At 31.3% G+C, this 24,466-nt stretch carries 28 protein-coding genes; 1 reads left to right on the top strand and 27 read right to left on the bottom strand.

Annotated features, from left to right (window positions below):
• Window positions 1-8: 8 nt before the first annotated feature.
• From Q0410_RS03685 to efp, 22 genes are all read right to left on the bottom strand, one after another.
• Entirely contained in the window at window positions 9-245 is a 237-nt protein-coding gene (locus Q0410_RS03685) for a V-type ATP synthase subunit F (RefSeq protein ID WP_299032931.1), read from the bottom strand.
• Between the two features lies 1 nt (window position 246).
• Window positions 247-678 carry an ATP synthase subunit C gene (locus Q0410_RS03680; protein ID WP_299032929.1) on the bottom strand — a complete coding sequence of 144 codons (432 nt, stop codon included), beginning with the start codon at window positions 676-678 and terminating at the stop codon, window positions 247-249.
• 11 nt (window positions 679-689) lie between these two features.
• Entirely contained in the window at window positions 690-2,051 is a 1,362-nt protein-coding gene (locus Q0410_RS03675) for a V-type ATP synthase subunit I (protein ID WP_299032927.1), read from the bottom strand.
• Window positions 2,052-2,933: a hypothetical protein gene (locus tag Q0410_RS03670; protein WP_299032925.1), complete on the bottom strand. Its 882-nt coding sequence runs from the start codon at window positions 2,931-2,933 to the stop codon at window positions 2,052-2,054.
• Window positions 2,934-2,935: 2 nt separating this feature from the next.
• Window positions 2,936-3,916: a V-type ATPase subunit gene (locus Q0410_RS03665; RefSeq protein WP_299032923.1), complete on the bottom strand. Its 981-nt coding sequence runs from the start codon at window positions 3,914-3,916 to the stop codon at window positions 2,936-2,938.
• A gap of 145 nt (window positions 3,917-4,061) precedes the next feature.
• A complete protein-coding gene (miaB, locus tag Q0410_RS03660) occupies window positions 4,062-5,417 on the bottom strand; it encodes a tRNA (N6-isopentenyl adenosine(37)-C2)-methylthiotransferase MiaB (protein WP_299032921.1) in 1,356 nt (451 codons plus the stop codon).
• 56 nt (window positions 5,418-5,473) lie between these two features.
• Complete coding sequence (locus tag Q0410_RS03655; RefSeq protein ID WP_299032918.1) at window positions 5,474-7,540, bottom strand: bifunctional 4-hydroxy-3-methylbut-2-enyl diphosphate reductase/30S ribosomal protein S1; 2,067 nt, start codon at window positions 7,538-7,540, stop codon at window positions 5,474-5,476.
• Window positions 7,527-8,132 carry a 1-acyl-sn-glycerol-3-phosphate acyltransferase gene (locus Q0410_RS03650; protein WP_299032916.1) on the bottom strand — a complete coding sequence of 202 codons (606 nt, stop codon included), beginning with the start codon at window positions 8,130-8,132 and terminating at the stop codon, window positions 7,527-7,529. Before Q0410_RS03650 ends, Q0410_RS03655 begins: the two co-directional genes overlap by 14 nt.
• A complete protein-coding gene (gene cmk / locus Q0410_RS03645) occupies window positions 8,122-8,775 on the bottom strand; it encodes a (d)CMP kinase (protein WP_299032914.1) in 654 nt (217 codons plus the stop codon). The genes Q0410_RS03650 and cmk overlap by 11 nt, the downstream gene beginning before the upstream one ends.
• Window positions 8,772-9,986, bottom strand: a complete 1,215-nt coding sequence (locus Q0410_RS03640) for an NAD(P)/FAD-dependent oxidoreductase (RefSeq protein WP_299032912.1) — start codon at window positions 9,984-9,986, stop codon at window positions 8,772-8,774. The genes cmk and Q0410_RS03640 overlap by 4 nt, the downstream gene beginning before the upstream one ends.
• Before the next feature lie 27 nt (window positions 9,987-10,013).
• Window positions 10,014-10,709, bottom strand: coding sequence for a pseudouridine synthase (locus tag Q0410_RS03635; protein ID WP_299032910.1), 696 nt, complete (start codon window positions 10,707-10,709; stop codon window positions 10,014-10,016).
• Window positions 10,696-11,220 carry an SMC-Scp complex subunit ScpB gene (scpB, locus tag Q0410_RS03630; protein ID WP_299032909.1) on the bottom strand — a complete coding sequence of 175 codons (525 nt, stop codon included), beginning with the start codon at window positions 11,218-11,220 and terminating at the stop codon, window positions 10,696-10,698. Before scpB ends, Q0410_RS03635 begins: the two co-directional genes overlap by 14 nt.
• A gap of 2 nt (window positions 11,221-11,222) precedes the next feature.
• Window positions 11,223-11,918, bottom strand: a complete 696-nt coding sequence (locus Q0410_RS03625) for a ScpA family protein (protein WP_299032907.1) — start codon at window positions 11,916-11,918, stop codon at window positions 11,223-11,225.
• On the bottom strand, window positions 11,908-12,456 hold the full coding sequence (locus Q0410_RS03620; protein WP_299032905.1) for an NUDIX hydrolase: 549 nt from the start codon (window positions 12,454-12,456) through the stop codon (window positions 11,908-11,910). Before Q0410_RS03620 ends, Q0410_RS03625 begins: the two co-directional genes overlap by 11 nt.
• Window positions 12,449-14,137 (bottom strand): DNA repair protein RecN, encoded by a 1,689-nt coding sequence (gene recN, locus Q0410_RS03615; RefSeq protein ID WP_299032903.1) that lies wholly within the window; start codon window positions 14,135-14,137, stop codon window positions 12,449-12,451. The genes Q0410_RS03620 and recN overlap by 8 nt, the downstream gene beginning before the upstream one ends.
• Window positions 14,137-14,589: an arginine repressor gene (locus tag Q0410_RS03610; protein ID WP_299032901.1), complete on the bottom strand. Its 453-nt coding sequence runs from the start codon at window positions 14,587-14,589 to the stop codon at window positions 14,137-14,139. Before Q0410_RS03610 ends, recN begins: the two co-directional genes overlap by 1 nt.
• A gap of 8 nt (window positions 14,590-14,597) precedes the next feature.
• Window positions 14,598-15,428 carry a polyprenyl synthetase family protein gene (locus Q0410_RS03605; protein ID WP_299032900.1) on the bottom strand — a complete coding sequence of 277 codons (831 nt, stop codon included), beginning with the start codon at window positions 15,426-15,428 and terminating at the stop codon, window positions 14,598-14,600.
• A complete protein-coding gene (gene xseB / locus Q0410_RS03600) occupies window positions 15,418-15,603 on the bottom strand; it encodes an exodeoxyribonuclease VII small subunit (RefSeq protein ID WP_299032898.1) in 186 nt (61 codons plus the stop codon). Before xseB ends, Q0410_RS03605 begins: the two co-directional genes overlap by 11 nt.
• The gene (xseA, locus tag Q0410_RS03595) at window positions 15,596-16,780 is read right to left on the bottom strand and encodes an exodeoxyribonuclease VII large subunit (RefSeq protein ID WP_299032896.1); all 1,185 of its coding nucleotides are present in this window, start codon (window positions 16,778-16,780) and stop codon (window positions 15,596-15,598) included. The genes xseB and xseA overlap by 8 nt, the downstream gene beginning before the upstream one ends.
• Complete coding sequence (locus tag Q0410_RS03590) at window positions 16,777-17,163, bottom strand: transcription antitermination factor NusB (protein WP_299032895.1); 387 nt, start codon at window positions 17,161-17,163, stop codon at window positions 16,777-16,779. Before Q0410_RS03590 ends, xseA begins: the two co-directional genes overlap by 4 nt.
• Entirely contained in the window at window positions 17,163-17,492 is a 330-nt protein-coding gene (locus tag Q0410_RS03585) for an Asp23/Gls24 family envelope stress response protein (protein ID WP_299032893.1), read from the bottom strand. The genes Q0410_RS03590 and Q0410_RS03585 overlap by 1 nt, the downstream gene beginning before the upstream one ends.
• A 9-nt stretch (window positions 17,493-17,501) precedes the next feature.
• On the bottom strand, window positions 17,502-18,059 hold the full coding sequence (gene efp, locus Q0410_RS03580; protein ID WP_299032891.1) for an elongation factor P: 558 nt from the start codon (window positions 18,057-18,059) through the stop codon (window positions 17,502-17,504).
• A gap of 156 nt (window positions 18,060-18,215) precedes the next feature.
• Between efp and Q0410_RS03575 the strand changes: the two genes are divergently transcribed.
• Entirely contained in the window at window positions 18,216-19,382 is a 1,167-nt protein-coding gene (locus tag Q0410_RS03575; RefSeq protein WP_299032889.1) for a nucleotidyltransferase family protein, read from the top strand.
• Window positions 19,383-19,395: 13 nt separating this feature from the next.
• Here the strand turns inward: Q0410_RS03575 and Q0410_RS03570 are convergent, their stop codons facing one another.
• From Q0410_RS03570 to Q0410_RS03550, 5 genes are read right to left on the bottom strand one after another with little or no spacing between them, the layout of a single operon-like run.
• Entirely contained in the window at window positions 19,396-19,881 is a 486-nt protein-coding gene (locus Q0410_RS03570) for an ATPase (RefSeq protein ID WP_299032887.1), read from the bottom strand.
• Window positions 19,882-19,889: 8 nt separating this feature from the next.
• Window positions 19,890-20,372, bottom strand: coding sequence for a pantetheine-phosphate adenylyltransferase (coaD, locus tag Q0410_RS03565; protein ID WP_299032885.1), 483 nt, complete (start codon window positions 20,370-20,372; stop codon window positions 19,890-19,892).
• Window positions 20,369-20,911, bottom strand: a complete 543-nt coding sequence (gene rsmD / locus Q0410_RS03560; protein WP_299032883.1) for a 16S rRNA (guanine(966)-N(2))-methyltransferase RsmD — start codon at window positions 20,909-20,911, stop codon at window positions 20,369-20,371. Before rsmD ends, coaD begins: the two co-directional genes overlap by 4 nt.
• The gene (locus Q0410_RS03555) at window positions 20,911-22,902 is read right to left on the bottom strand and encodes an ATP-dependent DNA helicase RecG (RefSeq protein ID WP_299032881.1); all 1,992 of its coding nucleotides are present in this window, start codon (window positions 22,900-22,902) and stop codon (window positions 20,911-20,913) included. Before Q0410_RS03555 ends, rsmD begins: the two co-directional genes overlap by 1 nt.
• Entirely contained in the window at window positions 22,895-24,463 is a 1,569-nt protein-coding gene (locus tag Q0410_RS03550) for a DAK2 domain-containing protein (protein ID WP_299032880.1), read from the bottom strand. The genes Q0410_RS03555 and Q0410_RS03550 overlap by 8 nt, the downstream gene beginning before the upstream one ends.
• Window positions 24,464-24,466: the final 3 nt, after the last annotated feature.

Genomic DNA, 24,466 nt, shown 5'->3' with positions numbered 1-24,466 from the left:
TCATCCTTTCAACCATCAATGGTTACAATTAAAGGCATAGAATTTTCTTTCCTAAAATTATCAATTTTATTTTTATTTTCCTTATAAACAGACTTAGTTATAATTAAAATTGCAAGATTAGTATCCTCAACAGATTTATCAAAGATATTCTCAAAAGTATGAGGACCTACTATTTCACCCTCAATTGCACCGAGCCTAAACATTGTTAATAAACTATCTGAATTAGTTAATATTTTCGCTTTCATCTTATGCGTTTAGAATCATGATTGAAATGATAACACCAAAGATAGCTATACCTTCAGCAAGACCTACGAATATGATTGTCCTACCTAGAATAGATTGATCTTCTGAAATAGCTCCAAGAGCTGCAGAACCAACTGTACCTACTGCGTATCCAGTACCTATGGCTGCAAGACCTGTTGAAAGGGCTGCGCCTATATATCTAAGACCATCAGAAGCTGCTCCAGCAGTTGCTGCTGTTTCTGCCGCTTTTGATCCTGATGGAATCATAAGTACTACTATCATCATCATAATTGGTACAAAGGTAAATAAGTTCATCTTTAAAGCTTTTTTAATCTTGCTTTTTGATGAGTCTTCGTTATTTTTTAATAAGTATAAACCTGAATATATTGTTATTATTACTACTGCTAATGCTAGCATTGCTGTGTATTTAATCATTATTTCTCCTTTTATTTACTTTCTTTAAGCGGTCTAAATTTACGACCATTACCTTGGTAATATTTACTAAACATTTCATAAAATTCTAGTCTTAAACCTTGGATAAATACTATCATGCCTTCAAGTCCTATGATAAGTATATTACCAAGAATTAAAATAATTAATCCTTTAATTCCTCCACCTGCAATTTTACTCATAACTTCAAAGGCCATATACAAACCAACGTGGTTTATAGCAAAGGCCCCAACCCTTGTAAAAGATACAAGGTTTGAAAAAACAGATAGTAGGGCTTCTATGATTGAAAATGAACTTTCTACATAATAGTCAAAAGCACTAGATTCAAAAACCTCATCTCTTTTTTCTATTTTTGCTGCTATAGGTTTTGAAAAAATTATCATCACTATAGAAGCTATAAGTATTGTTATACCAACAGATTTAGGCATAGGATTTTTACCTACAATATTTAAAATTAATAAGACAAAAGAAGCCATCATCATAAGACCTGCTATACCTTCTTTGCCAAATATACCTTCTTCAATATTTTTTTGTTTAACAAGTTTATTGTAAATACCCATACAGTAAGATATCACAAGTAAGCCTATACCAAAGGCCACTGAAGCAATTAGAACTTTCATAATATTGTCAAATGGTTTTATTAGGATAGCTGGTATGAGGGTTTCTATACCAAATACTGAGCCGTACATTAAACCAAAGAAACATGCTGAAAATCCTACTCTTCTGATAAGGGCACCAAAAGTTTTGTTTTTCTTGTCGACTAAAAAACTTAAGAGGACGAAAACCAAACCTTGGCCTAAGTCACCAAACATCATTCCATACAACAGCATGTATGATATTGCAAAAAATGGGGTTGGATCTATTTCGTTATAATTTGGTGCCCCATACATGTTTACCAAAAATTCAAACGGCCTAAATAATTTATTGTTTTTAAGTTTAGTAGGAGGTTCTTGATTTGATTCCTCCTTAACTGTAACAGTTGTGTCATCGTATTTATTTGATAAATTTTCAAAATCATTAATTTTTGAATCAGGAACCCAACCAGATAGATAAAGGTATTTATCACCCTTAGCCATTTTTGCTACTAACTCATCACTTTTTTCATAATATTCTAAAGAATTAGATAAGTTATCTACTACATCTTTATTTTTAGATTTGATATCTTCGATACTTGTTTCTAGCTCTTTAAGTTCTAAGTCAATATCACCTAAGTCTTTATTGATTGCTGATAAATCATCATCAGGTATTTCCTTATCAATAAAGCCCATAGTATTAACAACTCTTCCTATATCTTCTTTAACCTGTTTAGGGTAGACTAACAAATAATTTTCTTTTGATTTTTTTATCTTATCTGTCATTTAATCCCCCTTTATAACTATATCAAAAGCATAATCTACTAGAGAATCTACTTCCTTGTTATAAACATTATCTATTCCATCTCTAAGTTTATTATATTCACTTTTAATTTTTTCACTTTGTTCAGCAATTTCACTGTCATATTTTGTATTTATCTTAATAATCTCATCTTGAATCTTATTAGAATACTTAGAATCAATCCTGGATGCAGCTTTTAGACTTTCTTCCCTCTCATTTAAGATTATCTTGTCTACTTCATCACGTCTGATACTTGTTTTCTTATCTAATTCGAAAATTTCATTTAAAGCATCAGCAGACTTTTTAGCTTCACTATCTAAGTGGATTATAAGAGATGGTATATTTTCATAATTATTTTTAAGGATGAACCTACCATCTTTAGATACTTCACCGTACCTATAATCAAAATACTTAAGATCCTTTATTTTTTCTATATCAATATCAGCCTTATCAAGTACTTCCAAGTTAGCTCTAAAATCTAAAAGCTCCTTCTTTTTTTCAAGAAGCTCTTCTCTCCTTTTTATTAAAGGAGCTAGATCACCATATAATTCTTCAAGTCTTTGTATAGAAATAACTTTTTTATTTTGATTTAAATCCTCATCATCATGAATTTCAAGAAATTTCTTTAGATAAGTTATCTTTTCATTATCTGACTTAGATAGGCCCTCAAAGCTTGTAATATTGTTCATATCTTCAGTTAACTCTATATTTTCTGTATTCGCTTTAACTGAAAAAGCTCTGCTGGCAACCTGATTGAAAGCATCAATTGGTTCAATTTGACCTATATCTACCACATCTAATAGCAAATCTTTAAGATTTTCCAACCTAGATGTAATATTTACCAGGTGCATTTTCTCTACTGCCATATTCACCTTCCTATTAACAACTCTTCTTTTTGGCTATAAGTGTATTTATCATCCATTTCTAAAATAGCTATGAGATTTTTCTTATTTAAATATAAAAGATTCATAGCAGAAATTATATAGAGCATTTCAGATCTTTCTTTGATTATTTCATCTTTGAAAGTCTTAAGCCTCTTATTCTGCAAATTTTTGTAAAATAAATCTTCATCTTCAAATATAGATTTGTACTTACTAGCTTTAAAATATTCTATAAGCTCATATTTACTAAGCTCGGATATCTTTTTTAGTCTCTGACCATTATATAGGTATCCGCCTTCAATTAAGTAATTAAAGATTTCATTATCATTTACATCAAAAAATGATTTAAGCCTATAAAGCATTTCAAAGTTGAGTAAATTTATCTCTTCTGCCAAGAAATTTTTAATAAGTTTTGCTTCTTTAGACGGAAACTTTTCGCTTAATTTTAGAAGCTCTCTATAATAAGATTTTATAAGAGCGTTTGATGATAAAAATATAATTGAATCCTTATCCATGTTTTCATTTAAAAAAGGCTCAAGAACTCTTTTTATATGGTAATCATCAAGGCTTTCTATAAAATCTCTAAAGCTTGTGTCTAAATCAAGGCTCATTCCCTTATAATAAGGGCTATTTTTAAAATAGCCTAAGTTTTCAGCCAATGACCCATTTAGAATACTTGTAATTATTTCTTGAATCATATATATTTTGTAAATAGAAAAATACAGCTGGTAAAACTTTTTTTCAAGACCTGTTAGAAAATACTCTAGACTCCTTAGTTCTTTGTAGAAGTGCTTACTTAACTTATCTTCCATAATGAGTTTATCATCATCGGAATTAATAAAGTCGTAGTTTTTTCTAAGATAAGTAGCCTTAGCTGTTAGGTCATTTTCCCATATCAAGCCATCTAGCAAATCATCATCCAAAATATTAGAAAGTTTTGCCTTAGTTTTTACAGAAACATCTTTCATAATACCTCCTTCCTGACAAAATATATTGTACCCGATAATTTTTTATAAAAAAAGTTTTTAAAATACTTAATATAAATCATATATAAAGTTAAAATTTTGCAAAGCTTTTCATTTAAATAAAAAATCCCAGCAATGCTGGGAAATATTATTCTACTAGGTCACCAGATATGGTAAATGATGTATTATCTGTTATCTTTACCCTTACAAGCTCTCCAATAAGGCTTTTATCTGCTCTTACATGGACTAATTTATAATCATCGGTCCTACCAGTTAAGACTTCAAGATTATTTTTACTTTCTGATTCTAGTAGTACTTCTACAGTTTTACCTATATATGTTTTATTTTTTTCATAAAAGATTGGATATAAGACATCTAGGAGTCTATCAAACCTATCTTGTACTATATCATCAGCTATAGGTGTTAATTTTGCAGCCCTTGTCTTTGGTCTTGGTGAGTATTTAAAGGTAAAAGCTGTATCATAACCTACCTCTTCACAAACCTTTAGTGTTTCTTTGAAGTCTTCCTCAGTTTCTGTAGGATAACCCACAATTATATCTGTAGATATGGCAATTTCTGGAATTTCATCTTTCAGTTTGCGTGCTCTTTCAAGATATTTCTCCTGAGTATATTTACGGTTCATGTCTTTTAAGACCTTATCAGATCCGGATTGTAAAGGTAAGTGGAAGTACTTACAAATATTGTCATTTCTCTTAATAACCTGGATTAATTCATCAGATAGATCTTTTGGGTGACTTGTGGTAAACCTAAGTCTTTTAAGGTTTGGAATTTGAGCAACTTTTTCTAAAAGTTCTGGAAAAGTATGTTTAAAGTCAGCCTTATTACCGTAAGAATTTACATTCTGTCCTAATAAGGTTATTTCTTTGTAACCATTATTTACCAAATATTCGACTTCCTCTATAATAGAAGAAGGTCTTCTAGATTCTTCTCTGCCTCTTGATTCTGGAACTATACAGTAAGAGCAAAAATTGTCACAACCTGTCATGATATTTACATAGGCTTGGAAGTGATTAGGCGTATTGTATTTTACAAAATCGTCCTTGACATCATCAGTAGATATATCTACAACTCTCTCTCCAGTTTCAAGATACCTAAAAATCAAATCTGCTAGGGAGTTTATATTCTTAGTTCCAAAAATTATATCAACTTCCCTATGTTTATCAATTATAACTTGTCTAGCTACTTCAGTTTGCATCATGCAACCTGATACAGCGATAATCTTTTCTGGATGATCCTGTTTGATCTTCTTTAAGGATGAAACTTGTCCATATAATTTTAGTTCTGCATTTTCTCTAACTAGGCAGGTATTAAATAAGATAAAATCTGCCTTTTTCCTATCTTCCTCATAGGTATATCCCAAATCTTCTAAGATATAAGAAATTCTTTCAGAATCATGCTCATTCATCTGACAGCCAAAGGTTGTTATATTGTAAGTCTTACCCTTAAAATAATCTTGGTATTTTTCTAATTTTTTATTTACCATACTACTCCTTAAGTAAAAAAAGAGATGAGCTAAGTCATCCCCTTTTATTTATTAGTTTATTCTGCGTCTTCATCGATAGAATCTAATAAACCATCTCCTTGTTCAGATAGGGCTTGTGCAAGCATATCTCCAAGGTTGTTATTTAGAGCATCATCTCCGAATGCTCTTGAGTTATCTCTTTCAACTTTTCTTCTTGGTCTATCGTTATTTCTAACTTGTCTTCTTGGCTTTCTCTCAGCTCTTTCTGGTGCTTCTTTAAGTGCTTTGATTGAAAGACCAACTTTTTCTTCATCTTTATCGATTGAGATAATCTTAACTTCGATTGTATCACCTACAGTTAGTTCGTCTGATGGTTTTTCTACGTGTTCCCATGAAATTTCAGAAACGTGTACTAGACCTTCAACACCATCTGCTACTTCAACAAAAGCACCAAAGTCAAGTAGGTTTACTACCTTACCTTCTACAACATCGCCAACTGCGTGTTCACCGGCAAATTTCTCAAATGGTTTTTCAAGAAGTTGTTTACGTCCAAGAGATATTCTGTTTTTCTCTTTATTAAGTTTTAGAATCTTAACTTCAATTTCATCTCCAACATTTAAAACATCTGAAGGATGTTCTACTCTTGTCCATGCAATGTCAGATACGTGAAGTAAGCCGTCAAGTCCGTTTACTTCTACGAAAGCACCAAAGTCAGTAAGTCTTGCAACTTTACCCTTTATTACTTGACCTTCTTCAAGCTCTTCCCAAAGGTCATCTAGTTCAGCTTCTAAAACATCTTTTCTAGATAAAACTAGTCTATTTTTTCTTTCATCGATGCTGATGATCTTAAGATCCCATTCTTCACCAACGAATTTCTTTAAATTTTTAACGAAGTATGTTGCAATTTGGCTTGCTGGTATGAAACCATTAACACCTTCTACTTCTACGTTAAGGCCACCCTTGTTAAAGCCTGTAACTTTACCATGAACTAGTTCTTCACTTTCGTATTTTTCAGCTAGTTCTTTCCAAACTTTCATTCCTTCTACTCTTCTTGTAGAAAGGGAAACATTACCTTCACCGTCATCAAGTTTGATAACATATACATCTATATCATTACCAACTTCGAAATTGTTTTTAGGATCTTGTTGTTCCTCTTCAGTCATTTCGTCTAGTTTAACAATACCGTCTGCACGATATTGGATGTCAACAAATACCTCATCATCTTTTACGTTGATTACTGTACCTGTGATTACCTCTTTTGGGTAAATCTTCCTTAAACTATTCTCCAGACTGTTCATAAATTCTTCTTTTGTGAATTCATCCATACTACTTACTACCTCCTCGATAATCGACTCAGGCGTAGACGCTCCTGCGATTATTCCTAATTTTTTAAATTTAGAGAGATTTTGCAAAGGTAGATCTTTAACAGTTTCAATCCTTAAAACATTTTTACAACACAAACTAGCTACTTGATATAGCTTGTTTGTATTAGAACTATTAAAACCACCAACTACAATCATGCAATCCACTTGACTTGCAAGTTTTTTTGCAGAGTCTTGCCTTAATTTAGTTGCATTGCAGATTGTGTTTTCTATTACTACACTATCATTATTTTCTTCTAACTTGTTAGCAATATTTCTAAAAAACTCTAATCTGTTAGTAGTTTGGCTTACTACATACAGCTTATTGTAATTCTTAATATTTTTTGCTTCAGTCTCATCTGTTATAACTATACCATTATTTATGCAAGAGTCCATAGCAATTATTTCTGGATGTGTTTTATCACCAACAATTATGACCTGATAGCCTTCATTTTCCTTTTCTACAATTTTTTTATATATATTATTTAGGACAGGACATGTTGCATCTACAAGCTCATTACCATTTTCAATAAGCTTATCTTTGAAGTCTTTTCTCTCTCCGTGAGCCCTTATTACTATAAGGCTATCTTTGATGTTTAGGGCTTGTTCATGGTCAATAACACTTAAGCCTCTCTTTTCTAAACTATCTACTAATTGTGGGTTATGGATTAGAGGGCCTAAACTATATACTTTTTTTCCACTATCCAAAGCTTTTTCAGCTAGGTCTACACTTCTTTTGACTCCAAAACAAAAACCTGAATTTTCTGCTTCAATTATTTGCATTTGCTTCCCTTTCTAAAATATTTGTATTTTCATAAATTTTTTCAAAAATTTCATCACTAATTTGATTCATAGCTACCTTATTTTTTATACCTGCATATTTTTCAATTTCTATTGGATTTTTTACATAAATATCAACCCTAGAAAAAATCTTATAAGAGGTTTTTATCTCTATAGGTAGAATATCAGCCTTTGCCTTAAGGGCAATAAAGCCTACCCCTTCATGCATATTATCTCTAGAGATTTCCTTAACCCTAGTTCCTTCTGGAAAAATTCCTAAAGTCTCACCGTCCTTTATTAGTCCTATAGCATATCTTAAGGATTTTAGGTCAGATCCTTGGCGGTTTATAGGGAAGGCTCCCAAAGCTTTTAGGATATTTTTTAAAATAGAGATTTCAAAAAGTTCTTTTTTCGCCATAAATTTGAATTTAATTGGTAGGGATATGGCTAGAAAGATAGGATCTAAGTTTGACCAGTGGTTGGCACATACTATGATATCTGATTTATCTGGGATATTTTCCCTACCATGAACCCTAATCCTAAAAAATGGAAAAAATAAAACTCTAAGAATTGCTGCTACTACCCTATAAAACATCTGTATGCTCCATATAGGAAAGAATTTTTTCTACTGTTTGATCTATAGAAAGGTCTGAACTATCTATAACTATCGCTCCATCTGCTACCTTTAGAGGGGCAACCTTTCTATTAGAGTCATAATTATCTCTTTTAATTATAGCCTTTTCAATGTCTTCTATATTCATATCTGATTCACCTTGGTCAAAACGCCTTTTGGCCCTAGTAAGAGCTGAAGCTGTTAGGTAAAATTTATACTTAGCATCTGGAAAAACTACACTTCCTATATCTCTACCGTCTAGGATAAAAGATGTATCCTCAGCAATTTTTCTTTGTAAATCAACCATTTTTTCTCTAACAAATGTCCTTGCTGAAACCCAAGATACATTTGCTGTTACGTCATCATTTCTTAGTTCATCAGTGACATCAATTTTGTTTAAAAATAACCTGTTATCCTTAAAGTCAATAGTGATTTCCTCTAGTAATTTTTTTAGAACTTGATCTGAGCTTTCTTCATTGCAAGCCTTCTCTAAAAAGTATTTAGTAACAGCCCTGTACATTAGACCAGTATTTAGGTATTCGATCTTTAATTTGTCTGCTAATATTTGTGATATGGTTGATTTGCCAGATCCACTTGGCCCATCAATTGCAATAATGTATGTCATTTTTTCTCCTTAATAAAGCTTCCAGCCTGGTAGGCTGTTGAAAGATAAGTTTGTAAATTATAGCCTCCAGTCAAACTATCTATATCCAAAATTTCTCCTACAAAAAATAAACCATCTACGAGTTTAGATTCCATGCTTTGAGGATTTATCTCCTTTATATCGACTCCTCCCCTAGTTACGACTGCTGATTCAAAAGACCCTAGGTGGTCAAAGTCTAAAGAAAATCTTTTAATTTTCCCAATAATGTTTTTTCTTTCATCTTTACTTAATTCGCTTGATTTTTTATTTATATCTATCTTGGATAAGGCTAATATTTCATCTAATAAAGATGAATTTATTAGATTTTTCAAAGCATTTCCTACAGATTTTTTTGGGTTTTCTTTAATGTCATTTAATATCTTTTCTTCTAAATCATTATAGGTTTGCTTAGGCAAAAAATCTATAGCAAGAGCTTTAATATCCTTACCCCTTATAAAAGAACTTGCTTTTAAAGCAGCTGGTCCAGTTAAAAAGTTTGTATTCATAAGTATATCTCCACAAATGGTTTGACTTTCCTTACCTAAATCTATGAGAATCTCTACACCTTTAAAGGATTGGGCCCTTAAATTCAATTTATTTTTTATAAAAATAGGTACAAGGACAGGCTCCGGTTTTATTATATTGTGACCAAGCTTACTTGCAATTTTATAACCATTGCCATTTGAGCCTGTCTGTGGATATGACCTACCTCCTGTAGCAACTATTAGGTAATCAAAACTATAAGTTTTGCCCTTTTGATCAGTTAGATAAAAAAGTTTATCCTTGTAAACTTTCTCTATTTTCACACTGGTTTTTAAGTTAATAGTTTTTTGCCTTAATTGACTATGGAAAAAGTCAACAAAGTCACTTGCTTTTTGAGACTTAGGGAAAACTCTGCCATCTTCTTCGACAATTGTTTCTATGCCATTTATGTTTAAATAATCAATTAGGGAGTAGTTATCAAAACTAGTGAAGGCAGAGTACATAAACTTTTTATTTCTTACAACATTATCTAGGAAATCTTCAAAGTAGGCTGTATTTGTAATATTACACCTACCTCCACCGGTCATTAATAGTTTTTTCCCTATACTTTCATTCCCTTCAAATATAATTATTTGGTTATTTTCATTTTTTGCACTGATAGCCGCCATAAGACCAGCAGGTCCGGCACCAATTATTCCAATTTTTTTCATATTTATCCCACAAAAAAAGATAGTCGCCTATCTTCTAATTTCATCAACAAATTTTAATTCTTCATCATTAAAATATCTGTACTCTTTTTTCTTAAGGTCTGCTAGTTTTATTTTTCCAATCCTTATTCGCTTTAGACTAATAACTTCAGCACCAAGAACCTTAAACATCCTTCTTATCTGTCTGTTATAACCTTGGTGGATATTTACTCTATAGGTCCTATCTCCTAGGTAGGTTAGCTTAGCATCAGATGTCTTCTCGCCCCTACCTATATCTAGACCTTTTTCGAAGACTTTTTCTTGAGCTTTGTTAAGTCCTCTATCAATTTTTACTATATATTCTTTATCAAGTTTAAACTTTGGATGAGTTAAGTTATTGGTAAACTCTCCGTCATTAGTTATGATAAGTAGTCCTTCGCTATCCTTATCAAGCCTTCCTGCAGCAAAAAATCTTTGGTTTATGTCAACTAGGTCATTTAAATCTTTTTCGTTAAATGGATCAAAGTTTGATGTAATAAAACCAACGGGTTTATATAGTTTTATATAAAACTTCTCTTCTAGAGAAAGTAGCTTTCCATCTACTTCTACCCTATCTCCATCCTTAACTTTATAGCCTGGCTCACTTATTATCTTTCCATTTACTTTCACTCTAGACTCGTAAATTAAATCATCTGCCTTACGCCTAGAAGTATAGCCTGAGTGAGCTATGTATTTATTTATCCTCATTTTGATCAATCCTAATTTCAGGCAAGTCTTCTAAAGTATTTAAGTTAAAATACTTTAAAAAAGCATCGGTGGTACCATAGATAATGGGTTTACCTATCTTATCAAGCCTTCCTTTTTCAATAATTAATTTTTTTTCTAAGAGAGAATCAATAGTTGATTGTGAATTTACTCCCCTAATTTTATCTATCTCAACTCTTGTTATTGGCTGCTTATAGGCTATTATCGATAAGGTCTCTAGTGTTGAATTAGTAAGTTTTTTGTCAGATTTTGAAAGCAAGGATTCAAAATACTTATCACTTGCCTTTCTTGTTGTGAATTGATAAGAATTATTAAAATTTCTTATAATAAGTCCACTATCTAATTCTTTTCTTTCATCAACCATTTCTTCTAGGCATTTTCTTATATCAGCTTTTTTAAAATCATATAAAATCTTACTTATTTCGTCTATATCTATAGGATCTGCCCATATATATAGGACTTCTTCTACAAGACCCTTTAGGTACTTATCCATAATCAAACCCTCTTAAAAATCTTAAATGAATTTATTTCTTCTTGTTTTAAATATATTTCATTTAGTCTGACCAATTCTAGCAAGGCTAGAAAGGTAGCTATGCACTCAGCCTTTGAATTGATTCTCCTTGTTATATCTACAAGCTTAAGTTCTTTTGAGAAATTCAAGGTTTTTCTAAGACTAATTAAATAGGAATTAACATCTGGCATCCTTACTTGTTCAAAAATTTTTTCCTCACTCTTTTTTTCTTTATCGAGCCTTTTAATTAGTTTTGAAAATTCCCTAGATAAAATATCTACATCTTGGTTTAGTACTAAATCTTCTTTTTGAAAAACTGAAAGATCTTCCTGGTATTTGGCATGTATTTTCCTAGCCTCTTCTTCTAAGATTTTAAAATCATCTTGAACTGACTTTATCTTCTTATATTCAATAAGGTAGGCAAGAAAATCTTCTTCTAAATTCTCATTTTCTGGCTTTGGTAATAATTTATTAGCCTTAATAGTTAAAAGAATAGAAGAAGTATAAATAAACTCAGATAGCATTGATATATCAATATCCATCTTAGCCATCTCTGTTAAAAACGGATTAGTAATTTCTTCAATTTTTACATCGTAGATATCTATCTTTTCCCTATCAATTAACTTGAGAAGTAAGTCAAAGGGACCCTCAAAGTCATCTAGCTTAATATTAAGCTTCATTTAGCCTTCTTAAAGCATAGAAAATAGCTATTATTGTCTTAGCGTCTGTGATTTCACCGTTTTCAACCATCTGATAGAGTTCTTCTACTGGATAAGATTTACTTTCAACATTCTCATCTTCATCTTGCTCAAGCTTAGATTCTTTTAAATCTTCTGCCACAAAAAAAGATAACTTATCGTTGGTAAACCCTGGAGAGGCATGCATGTCAAATAGGTAGCTTATTTTTTCTGGGTAAAATCCTACCTCTTCTTGTAATTCTCTTTTAGCAGTTTCTATAGGAAGTTCGCCAGGATCAACTAGACCTGCTGGTATTTCTAAGGTTACCTTATCGATTGCCTTTCTGTATTGACTTACCATCCAAAGTTTATTATCACCATCAAAGGCTATGATGCCTACACCTTTTTGGTGGTCCACTATTTCTCTTTTTGAATATCTTTTATTTTCAAGTTCTACGGTGTCGACTCTCAACTTAAGTATTTTACCATCGTAAATAGTATCAGACTTTATAGTTTTTTCATAAAATTTTTCTTCATTCATTTCTTAGATCCTCCGCCATTTTTAATATCTCTCTGGCTGATTTAATAGTAGTATCAGTAATATCGACCCCACCAATTAGTCTTGCTATTTCAAGAGTTCTATCTTCACCATCAATATTTTTAGAACTTGAGACAGTAAAATCACCATCATCCTCCTTGCTTATAAGTATGTGGTTATTAGCAAGAGATGCTATCTGAGGAAGGTGGCTTATAGCTATCACTTGTCTTTTCTTTGATAGGTCTAAGATTTTCTCCCCAACTATTTGTGCAGTTCTCCCACTTATGCCTGTGTCAATCTCATCAAATATCATAGTATCCATATCATCAAAGCTTGCAAATACTTCTTTAAAGGCAAGCATAATTCTTGATATTTCTCCCCCTGAAGCAGTCTTTGTTAGGGATGTGAGATTATCTCCCTTATTAGTTCTAATAAGAAAATCTATATCATCAAAACCTGCTTTATCGATATTTTCTTTTCTAGTAAGGTCGACTTTAAACTTACCATTTTTTATATTTAATTCCACTATTTCTTTATTAAGAGACTTCTCTAAGCTTTTAATTTTCCCTATCCTAATTTCATGAATAGCCTCAGCAAACTTTAGCATTTTCTCATCTATTTCTGCTAAAATACTTGTTAGGTTACTTCTTAAATTATCTATCTGATCTAATTCATTAAGCCTTTCTTTCATCTTTTCATAATAGGCTTTGATATCTTCTATATTATTGCCATATTTTCTTTTTAGGTCAAAAATCTTTTTATTTAATTCTTCTAGGGTCTCTAATTTTTCTGGATCGGTAGTTAAGAAATCCACATAAGAATTAGCCTCTGAGTAGATATCATCAAGCTCATCAGATAGGGATATAAGTCTATTGTATAAGTCTTGTGATTTCTTATCTATATCTACAAAACCCGCTATAATTGATGCACTCTCATTAAGAAGTTTACTTGTTGAAGGCATATCAAAATCGCTTGAATCTATATATTCAAGCATCTTATAGTATCCATCTTTTAGACTTTCGACATTGCTTAGCCTCTTATATTCACTTTCTAACTCTTCCTCGTCAATATTAAAAAGATCTACACTATCGATTTCATCTATCTGATAATTAACCAAGTCTCTTTCCCTGCTTAGCTCTTCATCAGATAGGTCAAAATCCTTATATCTCTTAAGATAGTCACTTTTTTGTTTAGAAAGTTTAGAAAGATTTTCCCTTAGTTTTTTACTTTCCTTATCATTTTGATAGGAGTCTATAAGGTCTATATAATTAGCCTTGTTCATATAAATATTAGAATCACCCTGCTTATATATGTCTATCAAATCATCACTTATTTCTCTTAAAATATTTAAATTTGATAATCTGCCATTTATCCTTATGCTAGATGATCCCTTACTAATATATCTTGTTACAATTAGTTTATCATCGTCAAAACTTATACCGAGATTCTCAAGTTTCCTAATTGATTTGTTATTAAGGATAAAGACTGCCTCTATTATAGTTTTATCCTTAAAATTACCTATAACATCCTTACTAGCTCTTTTTCCTAAAAGAAGGTTTATAGCCTCAAGGATTATAGACTTACCTGATCCTGTCTCACCTGTAAGTACATTGAACTTATCCTCAAAGAAGATATGGTCTTTTTTAATAATAATAAAATTATCTATATAAACCTCAGCAAGCATTATTTAACAAGGTTCCTAATCTCTTCAACAAGCTCATCGATTGATTCAAAATCCTTAGGTGTTATAAAAATTGTATCTATACCTGTAACTATACCGCCGACATTTTCTAATTTAGCATTGGTAATATACTGGCCACATACTGTAGCACAATAAGAAATAGTCTTTATAACAATAAGTTGGGCAGATTTCTCAACTGAAAGTACAGCTTCCTTGAATATTTTTTCTATCCTTTCAGTAAGCGTATCGTAAACGGCATCTACTACCGTATATTTGTATTCATAATCATCACTTTGAACCTTGGAAATCCTTAATTCTTTAATATCCCTTGATATAGTAGCTTGGGTAGCATTTACCCCTTGGTTTTTAAGAATTTCGGAAAGTTGGCTTTGAGTTCTGACATCATTATTTTGAATAATATCTAATATTAATCTTTGTCTAGTATATTTTTTCATAATTTCCCCTAATAACTTCGACTTGATAGGTAATCTATTAAATAAGTCAACACTTCATTCTTTTCAAAATCTTTTATAGCATCCTTGGCTTTCTTATTTACTTCATCCAATAAAATATTAGCTTCCTTTTTTTTCATAACATTTAAAATGTTTAATTCATCTGTGAAGGTATCTTCTAACAAATCATCTTGAATTTGAAAAGCCAGACCTAAGTTTTCTGCAAATTTTTCAATATTTGAACATTTCTCTTGATTTTGATTTTCGACAATAGCAGCAGCTAGGCAACTAGCTTTAAATAAATCAGAAGTCTTTTTCTTATAAACATTTAAAAGATAAGCCACATCATAAGTCTTATCTCTATAAAGGTCTAAAACCTGACCTTTTATCATACCAAACCTTGAAGCTTTATTTAGTATATAAGACCCTGCCTTTAAATAAGACTCATTTTCTATGCCAAGGTCAAAAAGTATAAGGCAAGCCTCATTTAAAAGGGCATCTCCAGTGAGAATTCCAATGTCTTCACCAAATTTTTTATGTACACTTTCTTTACCCCTCCTATAATCATCATCATCCATGGCTGGTAGATCATCGTGAACTAAAGAGTAGGCGTGGATAAACTCTATAACTAAGGCTAATTTATAATCATTTTCAGTTATTTCTTGTGAAAACATTTTCTTAGTTTCGAGATACAGAAAAGCCCTTATCCTCTTACCCCCACCTGTGGCATAAGCCATGGCTTCTTCTAGTTTATTTATTGGATTAAAATAAGATTTAACTTCCCTATCTATTATATCTTTGTCTTCTTTTAGAATTGCTAAAAACTTTTCTTCATTCATCATTTTTTATAACTTCCACCTTAGCCCTATAGTCTTTGAGTTTATCTTCTAGATTCTTATACATTTTTTTTGCTTCATCAAATAATTTTATTGATTCGTCCAGATTTTCTTTATTATTTTCAATTTTATCTAAGATTTCTTCTATTTTTTTATACTGATCTTCAAATGACTTATCCATCTATTATCCTCGCCTTTAAACTTCCATCACTAAACACTAATTCAATCTCATCATCTCTTCTCAAGCTATGAGCTGAGTATATACTCTCTCCACCAGCCCTTATCTCAATTTGTTTTTTTCTCATATCAATTAACTTTTCCACATAGGAAAATTTATAGGTTAAGTTTTTCTTCCTAGTTTCGTTGTAGGACAGAGCGTCTACCATAGCCTTATCTAAAGACTTATTTAATGATTTTAGTTCACTTTCTTTACTCTCTATAAGCTTTTGTGGTGACGAATTTGATAGTTTAGCCTCTATTAGGCTAAGACTGAGTGTAGTCATTTCTATCTTATTTAATATAGAATTTCTTACCCTCATAAATTTATCTGTAAGATACTTATCATAGTCTGTATAAGAATCTATAAGATAAGTTCCTGCTTCTGTTGGAGTTTGCAGACTTAAATCACTTGTATAATCAATTAAATTTGTATCAATATTGTGTCCTATAGCTGAGATAATAGGAGCTTTAGCTTCAAATACTGCTTCTATTATTTTTCTTTTGTTAAAACTTGATAAATTTTCATTTGAACCACCACCCCTAGTGATGACTATCACGTCTAAATTTAGCTTATCTAGTCTTTTAATAGCTTCAGATATCATATCCTCAGCATCATTTCCTTGAACCTTAACTGGGTCTAAATATATATGTATATTATTGGGCTTACTATTTATCATAGCAAGGAAATCTACGATAGCAGCTCCCTCTTTAGAAGTAATTAGACCTATAGTCTTAACAAGTTTAGGAATCTCCTTTTTGTTTTCTCTGTCAAAAAAACCTTTTTCTTTAAATTCCTCTTGCATCTTAAGAAACTCTAAATATTGCTTAGATAGACCCACATCTTCTATTTCATTTGCAACTATAATAAGCCTTGACGAGTAATTATTAAAAGAAAGGTTGCCCCTGATAATAACTTCCTTACCAGGGCTAAAGTCAAAGCTTATATCCTTATCTTCATAATAATAAATTACAGCATCTATAATATCGCTTCCTTCTTTTAGGGAAAAATAGAGGTGGTAATTATTTATCCTAACATTGCAAAGCTCTCCTGATAAGTTTACCCTTTGAAAGATAGGGTCATGCTTAATATTTGATTTTATATATTCGTTAAATTGCTTTACACTTAAAGGTCTTCTCATTTATTATCATTTCTTACGATATTGCCCAAAATTAGATTTACTATCTTGTAATCGTCATCTCCAGAAAATTTCTTAGCTAAATTTACTGCCTCATTGATAGACACAGAAACGGGTATATCCAAAAAATAAATTTCATTTATAGATAAGTAAATTATAGATTTTATAACCTTGCTAAGTTTAGGCATGCCTTTTGGCATGTTAGCTGCTAATTTTTCATCAATCTTATCAAAATTTTTCTTATAAGAATTAATAGAATCGAGTATAAACTTTTCATCATCACTTAGCTTATGATTTACTAAAATCTCTTTTGAATCTTCAATTTTATTGATTGTATCTTGAAATATGAGTTTAAACACCCATTCTCTTTGGTCTGTTCTTTTCATTAGATTTCTAATTTATTAATATTTACATTAACTTTACTAACATGAAGACCAGTCATAGTTTCAACTACATTTTTAACATTTTCTTGGATTTTTTTAACTGTTTTTCTGACATTTACATTTTTATCCAGAGAAAGATCTAAATCTATAACTAAATTGCCAGCAACATTTTTAATAGATGTTTTAATAGTTTTTGCCTGAAGTGAATGAATAAAACTCTCGTCAGAGTTCTCTTCATAGACACCATAAATATCATTTGCTGCTTGGATAGCTATCTGATCTATAACCTCGTCAGCAATTTTTACTGAACCGTCTTTGAATTTTCTTGACATTTATTGCTCCTAAGCTCTTGATAGGTATTCGCCACTTCTAGTATCAATTTTAATTACATCACCTTCATTTATAAATATAGGTACATTTATAACTGCTCCTGTTTCTACAGTTGCTGGTTTTGTAACATTTGTAGCTGTATCTCCCTTGATACCTGGTTCTGTTTTTTCTACCTTTAATTCTACAAAGTTTGGTGGATCAATTGAGAATGGTTTACCCTCATAAAATTTGATTAATACAGCATCATTTTCTCTAACATAGATAATGGCATCTCTTACGTTTTCTTCTTCTATCCCAATTTGCTCGAAAGTTTCCGGATCCATGAAGTAATATAGTTGTCCATCATTGTATAAATATTGCATTTCTTTTGTAGAGATAATCGCATTTTCAAATTTTTCATTAGGGTTAAAAGTAACATCTTTTGCCCCCCCGTTCATAACAGATCTGATTTTCGCTCTTACGAAAGCAGCTCCCTTACCTGGTTTAACGTGTTGGAAATCTACTACTTGATATACATCATTATCATAGACAAAAGTTACACCTTTTCTTAAATCATTTGCTGAAATCATAATTCCTCCTAGTTATATTTCTTCAATTATTATACCATATAAGCCCCTTAATTGAAAATTTTATTCAAACTAGTAGAACTTCTTACATAATTTTTTCTACTTAATGCATATTTTGTTTAAAATTAGTATAATGTTAGAAACTATTAGAGGTATTTTATGAAAAGTTTAGGAATTATTGCAGAATTTAATCCCTTACATAATGGGCACAAATATTTAATTGAAAAAGCAAAAAATGAACTAAAAACTGACTTATCTGTTTCAATTATGAGCGGAGACTTTGTTCAAAGAGGTGAAGCAGCCATAATAGATAAGTATTCTAGAGCTAAGACGGCTCTTAATAACGGGCTTGATTTGGTTATAGAAATGCCAAATTTTATATCTCTTCAATCAGCTGAATTTTTCGCCCTAAAATCAGTCGCCATCCTTGATAAAATCGATATTGATTATTTAGTTTTTGGTATTGAAAATATTAATCCCGATGAATTCTTAAATGATGTAAATAAAATTATTAAAAATCAAAAATCAATAGATGAGGATATAAAAACCTTGCTTGATAAAGGTCTATCCTACCCCAAGGCATCAAGCCTACTCCTTGCTTCCTATGTAGGAGAAGACTTTTTATCAAGCAATAATATCTTAGCCCTAGAATATATAAAAGCAATCTATAAATTAAGATCAAAGATACAACCCTATCCAATAAAAAGAATTAAAACAAAGAATAAAGACCTGGTCATAAAAGATAAGACTTATGCATCATCAACTGCTATAAGAAATAATTTGGATTCTAATATAAAAAACCTTATACCTCTTTCATCCTACCAGGCTTTAACTTATTTTCTTAATAACTATAAAGCTTTTGATGAAAATTATATATATAATATTTTTAAATATAAACTATTTATAGAAAAATCACCCATGGAAAATATTTTAGGATATGAACAAGGACTTGATAACTATTTAAAAAAACTTGCTAAAGTTAATTCTTCTTATAAGTCTTTTCTAGATCAAGCCTCTTCCCAAAGGTACACAAGATCGAGGATTAAAAGACATGTTCTATCTTATATCTTAAATAATGACTCTTCTTTAAATGATATCGATATAGACTTTATAAAGATTTTAGCCTATAATAAAAAATCAACAAGTCTCTTTAAAAAAATCAAAGGAAACCTAGATATTGTAATAAATAAAAAAGACGCTAGCACATTAAATAAACAAAACTTGGAAATCTATAAGAAAATGGTGGAGGCCTCTAATCTCTATAGCCTTGGCATAGGTAGGAATCTGGATTACGATTTTACCCACAATAATAGACCTATCGATTGATAGGTCTAATTTTTTATTTATTTTCTAAAATTTTGTTTTTATTTTGCTCAAGTTGTTGGGCAAGTTTACCAAAGTTTTCAGCTGAGCTTGAAAATAATCTATCGACATAGTCGTAAGATTGGCTTCTGATTTGCTTAGCTTCAGCAGCTGCTTCTTGTAAAATTTTATCAGCTTCATTTCTAGCTTGTTGGGTAATCTCATGTTCACTAACCATTTTTTGGAACTGACTTTTAGCTTGCTCTTTGAAGTTTTTAATCTCACCTTCTACTTGACTTAACCTACTATCAGCTTCACTAGTTGCTTCAGATAAGATTCTTTCTTTCTCATCTGTAACCCATTGAGCTTGCTTAATTTCTTCTGGTAGGTTGTCTTTCATCTCATTTAAAATTTCATAAATCTCATCTGGATCTACAGCAATTTTTTTTGAAAAAGGTACAGAGCTTGCCTCGTCCATTATATCTTCCATCTCAAGAATAAGATCAGTAATTTTATTCGCCATTTTTCCTCCTAATAATTAAATTTTTCTTTAATTTTCTTCTCAACGCTCGGACTTACAAACGCTGATACATCGCCTTTAAATGCTGCTATCTCTCTAACACCACTTGAGCTTACAAATGAATATGCAGGATTACTTAAAAGAAAGATTGTTTCAAATCCTTCATATAAAGTAGAGTTGACCCTTGCAATATTTTTTTCATACTCATAGTCTGTCACTCCTCTTAGGCCTCTAGCTATCAATTTTACATCCATATCTTTGGCAAAATTTACTAACAGGCCGTCAAACGAATGAATTGTTATGTTAGTTAACTTTTCTTCTTCAATTGCTTCTTCTATTATGTCTTTTCTCTCTTCGACAGTAAATAGAGAGCTCTTATTTTCATTGTTTAATATAGCTACGATTACCTCATCAAACATACTTCTTAGTCTTTTTATAATATCCATATGTCCTTGGGTAATCGGATCGAAGCTACCTGGATAAATCACTTTCATTTTCTATAAAATTTAATAAATTTCCTTCCATAAGACTTATCTTTTAAAATATGTAAATCATATTTTTCAGAAAAATCTATATCCATACTTGATTCAGTAATAACTATACCGTCTTCACTTAATAAATCATATTCTATAATACAAAACAGGGCCTTATCTATAAAATCCGTCTCATAGGGTGGGTCTAAAAATATATAATCAAATTTTTTATCTTCTCCATATAAATCTTTCAAACACCTTATAAAGTCTTTTTTATATGTAATGGCTCCATCTCTGCCAACCTTATTTAAGTTTTTATTAAGGATAGCAAAATTTGAATAGTTTTTTTCATTGAAATAAACTTCTTTTGCTCCCCTTGATAAAAACTCAATACCCATCTGCCCTGTTCCTGCAAATAGGTCTAAGGCTTTAAATTCGTATTTAAAAGGATAAAGCATATCAAATATTGCTTCTTTTACCTTGTTATCTGTTGGTCTGGATGTTTTTGACTTAGGACTTAATAGATTAAAGCCCTTATATTTTCCTGCTACTACTTTCATTAATTTAAAATAATATCCTTATCTTCATCAAAATAATCTCTTATAAAATCAAGGTTCACACCCTTGTATGAATCTTTTTTTAAATAATCGAAAATCTCAAAGGTCTTATCTGTTTCTTCTTCGGTCATCTTTAAATATTCTATCTCTGACAGATTCTTACCATGTTGAATAAGGGATAAAATTTTCCCTCCACCTCTTAATTCATAGTCTTTTTGTGAAATTATAAAACCATCGTTAGAATCTACTAAAATTTTTAATTTACTATTGGAATTAGTATCCCTGCTAACAAGATAGCAGTAAGAGTCATATACTCCCCTACCAACCCTACCTCTAAGTTGGTGAAGTTGAGATAGGCCAAAATTATTTGCGTTATAAATAACCATTGTATTGGCATTTGCAACATCTATCCCCACTTCTATGACGGTAGTTGAGATTAATATATCAATTTCATGGTTATTAAACTTAGTTAAAATTTCTTCCTTATCACTTGCCCTTAGCTTACCATGTAGTTTTGCAACTTTATAAGTTTTAAAAATTTGCTTATATTTTTTATAAAGGTTTTCTACAGAATTAGTATCTTCAGCGTCTATATTTGTCGTAACAACATATACCTGTCTATCGCTATCTAAGTTGGTTTTTATATTTTCAAATAAAATCTCTTGATGATCTTCATTTATAATATCGGTAAAAACTTCTGCCCTACCCTTGGGTAGTTCATCAATAACGCTTAGATCTAGCATCTTATTTATCCTAAGACTTAAGGTCCTTGGTATGGGTGTGGCAGTCATTGTAAGATAATTTGTGTTTATCCCTTTTCTTGCAAATTCTTGCCTTTGTCTAACTCCAAACCTATGTTGTTCATCATTTATAACAAACCTTAAATTCTTAAATATAACATCTTCCTCGATAAGGGCATGGGTTCCCACTACCATACCTATGGAGCCATCTTTAAGACCTTGTTTTATATCAAGTTTATTTTTACTAGACCCTGTTAATAGTGCCAGGCTAAAACCAAAACTTTCTATAAATTCCTTATACTTTTCATATTGTTGGATAGCGAGGACTTCTGTAGGCACCATCATTGCTGATTGGTAAGAATTTTTGGCAAAAACTACCATAGCAATAAAAGCTACTATGGTCTTGCCTGATCCAACGTCACCTATTAACAGCCTATTCATAGACATATTTTTAGACGAATCTTCTAATATTTCTTTAAGCGATCTTAATTGTGATCTAGTCAAAGAAAATTCAAGATGCGCTAGTATTTCTTCTAGATCATAGCTTAGACTTATATCTTGCCTAGGTCTCTTAATTCTACCAACATAATCTAAAAAAATTAACTCTTTTAATAAGTCTCCTATCTTAATATCAGCCTTGGCCTTAAATAAGGTATCGATATCCCTAGGAAAATGAATCACTCTTAGGGCCTTTTCCCTATCCATAAGAGCAAACTTATCCTTTATGTCACTAGCTAGTATTTCTTCCCTAGGGTCAAAATCTTTTAGAGCCTCTTTTATAAAAGATGATAGGTTTTTTTGACTAATACCTGCTGTTAGAGGATAAATAGAATAAATTCCACCTATTGTATCCCCATCTAGACTTTCAAATGTAGGGTTAACTGCTTCATAAAATCCATTTTTATAACTAACCTTAGTATAAAACTTATATGTCTTATTTAGCTTAATCTTTCTTATAGAAAATCTGTCATTAAACCAAACAACCCTGATTTTCTTAAAATTACCTTCGGCAAAGTACATATAAGATATAGTCATGTTTTTTAGTCTTTTAACATAGGCTTTAGATATAGCCTTCCACTCAAAATAATAAGACCTAGATGCCTTAGCTTTTAAGACGGTAGCCTTAACTCTCCTATCTTCGTATTCTCTTGGATAATAGGAATATAAATCACTAGTTGTATAAATATCAAGCTTAGCCAGGGCCTTGGCTTTTTTAGGGCCAATACCCTTTAAACTTGTTACTTCTTTACTCAAGGGTGGCTTGGTAATAATATACTGGCTGGCCGCCGTAAACTAGCTCAACATCTATATCTTTAAATTCCTTAGAAAGTTTTTTGACAAGATCTTTTGCCCTTCTCTTATCAGCTTTCTCACCATAGTATATGGTTACTAAGGATATATCATCATCCTCATCGATGGCATTCTTAATTGCTTGTTTAGCTGTCTCTTCTATATTTGACCTTGTTGCAACAATATCTCCATCTAGGATACCGATATAATCATCTTTTTTTATTTCGATATTATTTACACTAGTGTCCCTTATAGAAATAGATACTTCTACTGTGTGCATATCTTCTATAGATTCTGCCATATTTTCGATATTTTCTTCAATATCCTTATCTTCGTCAAATTCTAGCATGGCTGTGAAAGTTTCTGGTATTGACCTTGTTTCTAAAACCATGGCATTTTTATCAGTTAATTCACAAGCTTGTTTAGAAGACATAATTATATTTTTATTATTAGGGAATATAATAATATTTTCTGCATTTACTTCTTCAATATTTTTATAAATATCTTCTGTAGATGGGTTCATAGTTTGGCCACCAGAGATAATCTTATCTATATTCATAGATTTTAAGATTTCATCAAAGCCTTCACCCCTAGATACAGATATAAATCCATATTTTTTGAGATTTTCTCCTTTTACCTTACTAACTTCTAAGTCAGGATTTGTATTTTCAATTTCTAGTTTAGCTAAAGTACCATCTACTAAAAGTTTAGAAATAATTTGTTGAGGATGCTCTGAACGTGCTTCTGCCTTTAGATGGCCATCGTCAAATTCATAATCAAAGTTAGTAGAAAGAGAGTCTATAGAATCACTTATATTTTCAAATTCATCTTCTTTTATTAAAAGTTCAAATTTTATCTTGTAGGATCCTTCTTCCACATTTTCATTAGAAGATAGGTCTATATCTCTATCTATATCCCCATTAAGAGCATTAAGAGCTCCTCTAAGGAGGAAAATTAAACCTTGACCACCTGAGTCTACTACTCCAGCTTCTTTAAGAACTGGTAACTGTTTAGGTGTATTATCAAGGGCTATTTGACCCTCAGTAATAATTTCCATAAGATAATCATCAAGGTCCTTAGCTTCATCAAAAGCTTCTTCAGCCTTTTCAGCCATCTTTCTAGCAACAGTAAGGATAGTACCTTCTGTAGGCTGCATTACAGCCCTATAGGCAGTTTTTGCGGCATTTTTGAAGGTATCTCTTACCTCCACTGCCCCTATTTCATCCTTACCCTTTAGGGCTTTGGACATACCCCTTACTAGTTGGGATAAAATAACACCTGAGTTACCTCTGGCCCCCATAAGAGTACCTTGGCTTAAGGCTTTTGCAATTTCTTCAACGCTTAAACCACTTGTTTGATTAACTTTGTCAACACCAGATTTCATGGTCATGTTCATATTTGTACCAGTATCACCATCTGGAACTGGGAATACATTTAATTCGTCTACAAGAGACTTATTTTCTTCTAAATATTTATAGGCTCCAATGACCATTTGTTGGAGCTTACTTGCATCAATTGCTTTCATATT

The sequence above is a fragment of the uncultured Anaerococcus sp. genome, from assembly GCF_937934665.1.
In the GTDB taxonomy this organism is placed as follows: domain Bacteria; phylum Bacillota; class Clostridia; order Tissierellales; family Peptoniphilaceae; genus Anaerococcus.
The sequence above is the reverse complement of the archived record's forward strand: the minus strand, read 5'-3'. Positions and strand labels throughout refer to the sequence as shown.

Excerpts from the sequence above, each read along its gene's own strand:
- Q0410_RS03650 (WP_299032916.1), bottom strand. The coding sequence starts at position 8,132 with ATGTTTTATAGGGTAGTAGCAGCAATTCTTAGAGTTTTATTTTTTCCA.
- Q0410_RS03640 (WP_299032912.1), bottom strand. The coding sequence starts at position 9,986 with ATGAAAAAAATTGGAATAATTGGTGCCGGACCTGCTGGTCTTATGGCG.
- Q0410_RS03605 (WP_299032900.1), bottom strand. The coding sequence starts at position 15,428 with ATGATGAATGAAGAAAAGTTTTTAGCAATTCTAAAAGAAGACAAAGAT.
- Q0410_RS03610 (WP_299032901.1), bottom strand. The coding sequence starts at position 14,589 with ATGAAAAAATATACTAGACAAAGATTAATATTAGATATTATTCAAAAT.
- efp (WP_299032891.1), bottom strand. The coding sequence starts at position 18,059 with ATGATTTCAGCAAATGATTTAAGAAAAGGTGTAACTTTTGTCTATGAT.
- Q0410_RS03625 (WP_299032907.1), bottom strand. The coding sequence starts at position 11,918 with ATGAAGCTTAATATTAAGCTAGATGACTTTGAGGGTCCCTTTGACTTA.
- rsmD (WP_299032883.1), bottom strand. The coding sequence starts at position 20,911 with ATGAAAGTAGTAGCAGGAAAATATAAGGGCTTTAATCTATTAAGTCCT.
- Q0410_RS03635 (WP_299032910.1), bottom strand. The coding sequence starts at position 10,709 with ATGAGGATAAATAAATACATAGCTCACTCAGGCTATACTTCTAGGCGT.
- Q0410_RS03575 (WP_299032889.1), top strand. The coding sequence starts at position 18,216 with ATGAAAAGTTTAGGAATTATTGCAGAATTTAATCCCTTACATAATGGG.
- xseA (WP_299032896.1), bottom strand. The coding sequence starts at position 16,780 with ATGAGAAGACCTTTAAGTGTAAAGCAATTTAACGAATATATAAAATCA.
- recN (WP_299032903.1), bottom strand. The coding sequence starts at position 14,137 with ATGCTTGCTGAGGTTTATATAGATAATTTTATTATTATTAAAAAAGAC.
- Q0410_RS03665 (WP_299032923.1), bottom strand. The coding sequence starts at position 3,916 with ATGAAAGATGTTTCTGTAAAAACTAAGGCAAAACTTTCTAATATTTTG.
- Q0410_RS03590 (WP_299032895.1), bottom strand. The coding sequence starts at position 17,163 with ATGAAAAGAACAGACCAAAGAGAATGGGTGTTTAAACTCATATTTCAA.
- Q0410_RS03655 (WP_299032918.1), bottom strand. The coding sequence starts at position 7,540 with ATGCAAATAATTGAAGCAGAAAATTCAGGTTTTTGTTTTGGAGTCAAA.
- miaB (WP_299032921.1), bottom strand. The coding sequence starts at position 5,417 with ATGGTAAATAAAAAATTAGAAAAATACCAAGATTATTTTAAGGGTAAG.
- Q0410_RS03585 (WP_299032893.1), bottom strand. The coding sequence starts at position 17,492 with ATGTCAAGAAAATTCAAAGACGGTTCAGTAAAAATTGCTGACGAGGTT.
- Q0410_RS03680 (WP_299032929.1), bottom strand. The coding sequence starts at position 678 with ATGATTAAATACACAGCAATGCTAGCATTAGCAGTAGTAATAATAACA.
- Q0410_RS03675 (WP_299032927.1), bottom strand. The coding sequence starts at position 2,051 with ATGACAGATAAGATAAAAAAATCAAAAGAAAATTATTTGTTAGTCTAC.
- Q0410_RS03570 (WP_299032887.1), bottom strand. The coding sequence starts at position 19,881 with ATGGCGAATAAAATTACTGATCTTATTCTTGAGATGGAAGATATAATG.
- Q0410_RS03670 (WP_299032925.1), bottom strand. The coding sequence starts at position 2,933 with ATGGCAGTAGAGAAAATGCACCTGGTAAATATTACATCTAGGTTGGAA.
- cmk (WP_299032914.1), bottom strand. The coding sequence starts at position 8,775 with ATGACATACATTATTGCAATTGATGGGCCAAGTGGATCTGGCAAATCA.
- coaD (WP_299032885.1), bottom strand. The coding sequence starts at position 20,372 with ATGAAAGTGATTTATCCAGGTAGCTTCGATCCGATTACCCAAGGACAT.
- scpB (WP_299032909.1), bottom strand. The coding sequence starts at position 11,220 with ATGGATAAGTACCTAAAGGGTCTTGTAGAAGAAGTCCTATATATATGG.
- Q0410_RS03620 (WP_299032905.1), bottom strand. The coding sequence starts at position 12,456 with ATGAATGAAGAAAAATTTTATGAAAAAACTATAAAGTCTGATACTATT.
- xseB (WP_299032898.1), bottom strand. The coding sequence starts at position 15,603 with ATGGATAAGTCATTTGAAGATCAGTATAAAAAAATAGAAGAAATCTTA.
- Q0410_RS03550 (WP_299032880.1), bottom strand. The coding sequence starts at position 24,463 with ATGAAAGCAATTGATGCAAGTAAGCTCCAACAAATGGTCATTGGAGCC.
- Q0410_RS03685 (WP_299032931.1), bottom strand. The coding sequence starts at position 245 with ATGAAAGCGAAAATATTAACTAATTCAGATAGTTTATTAACAATGTTT.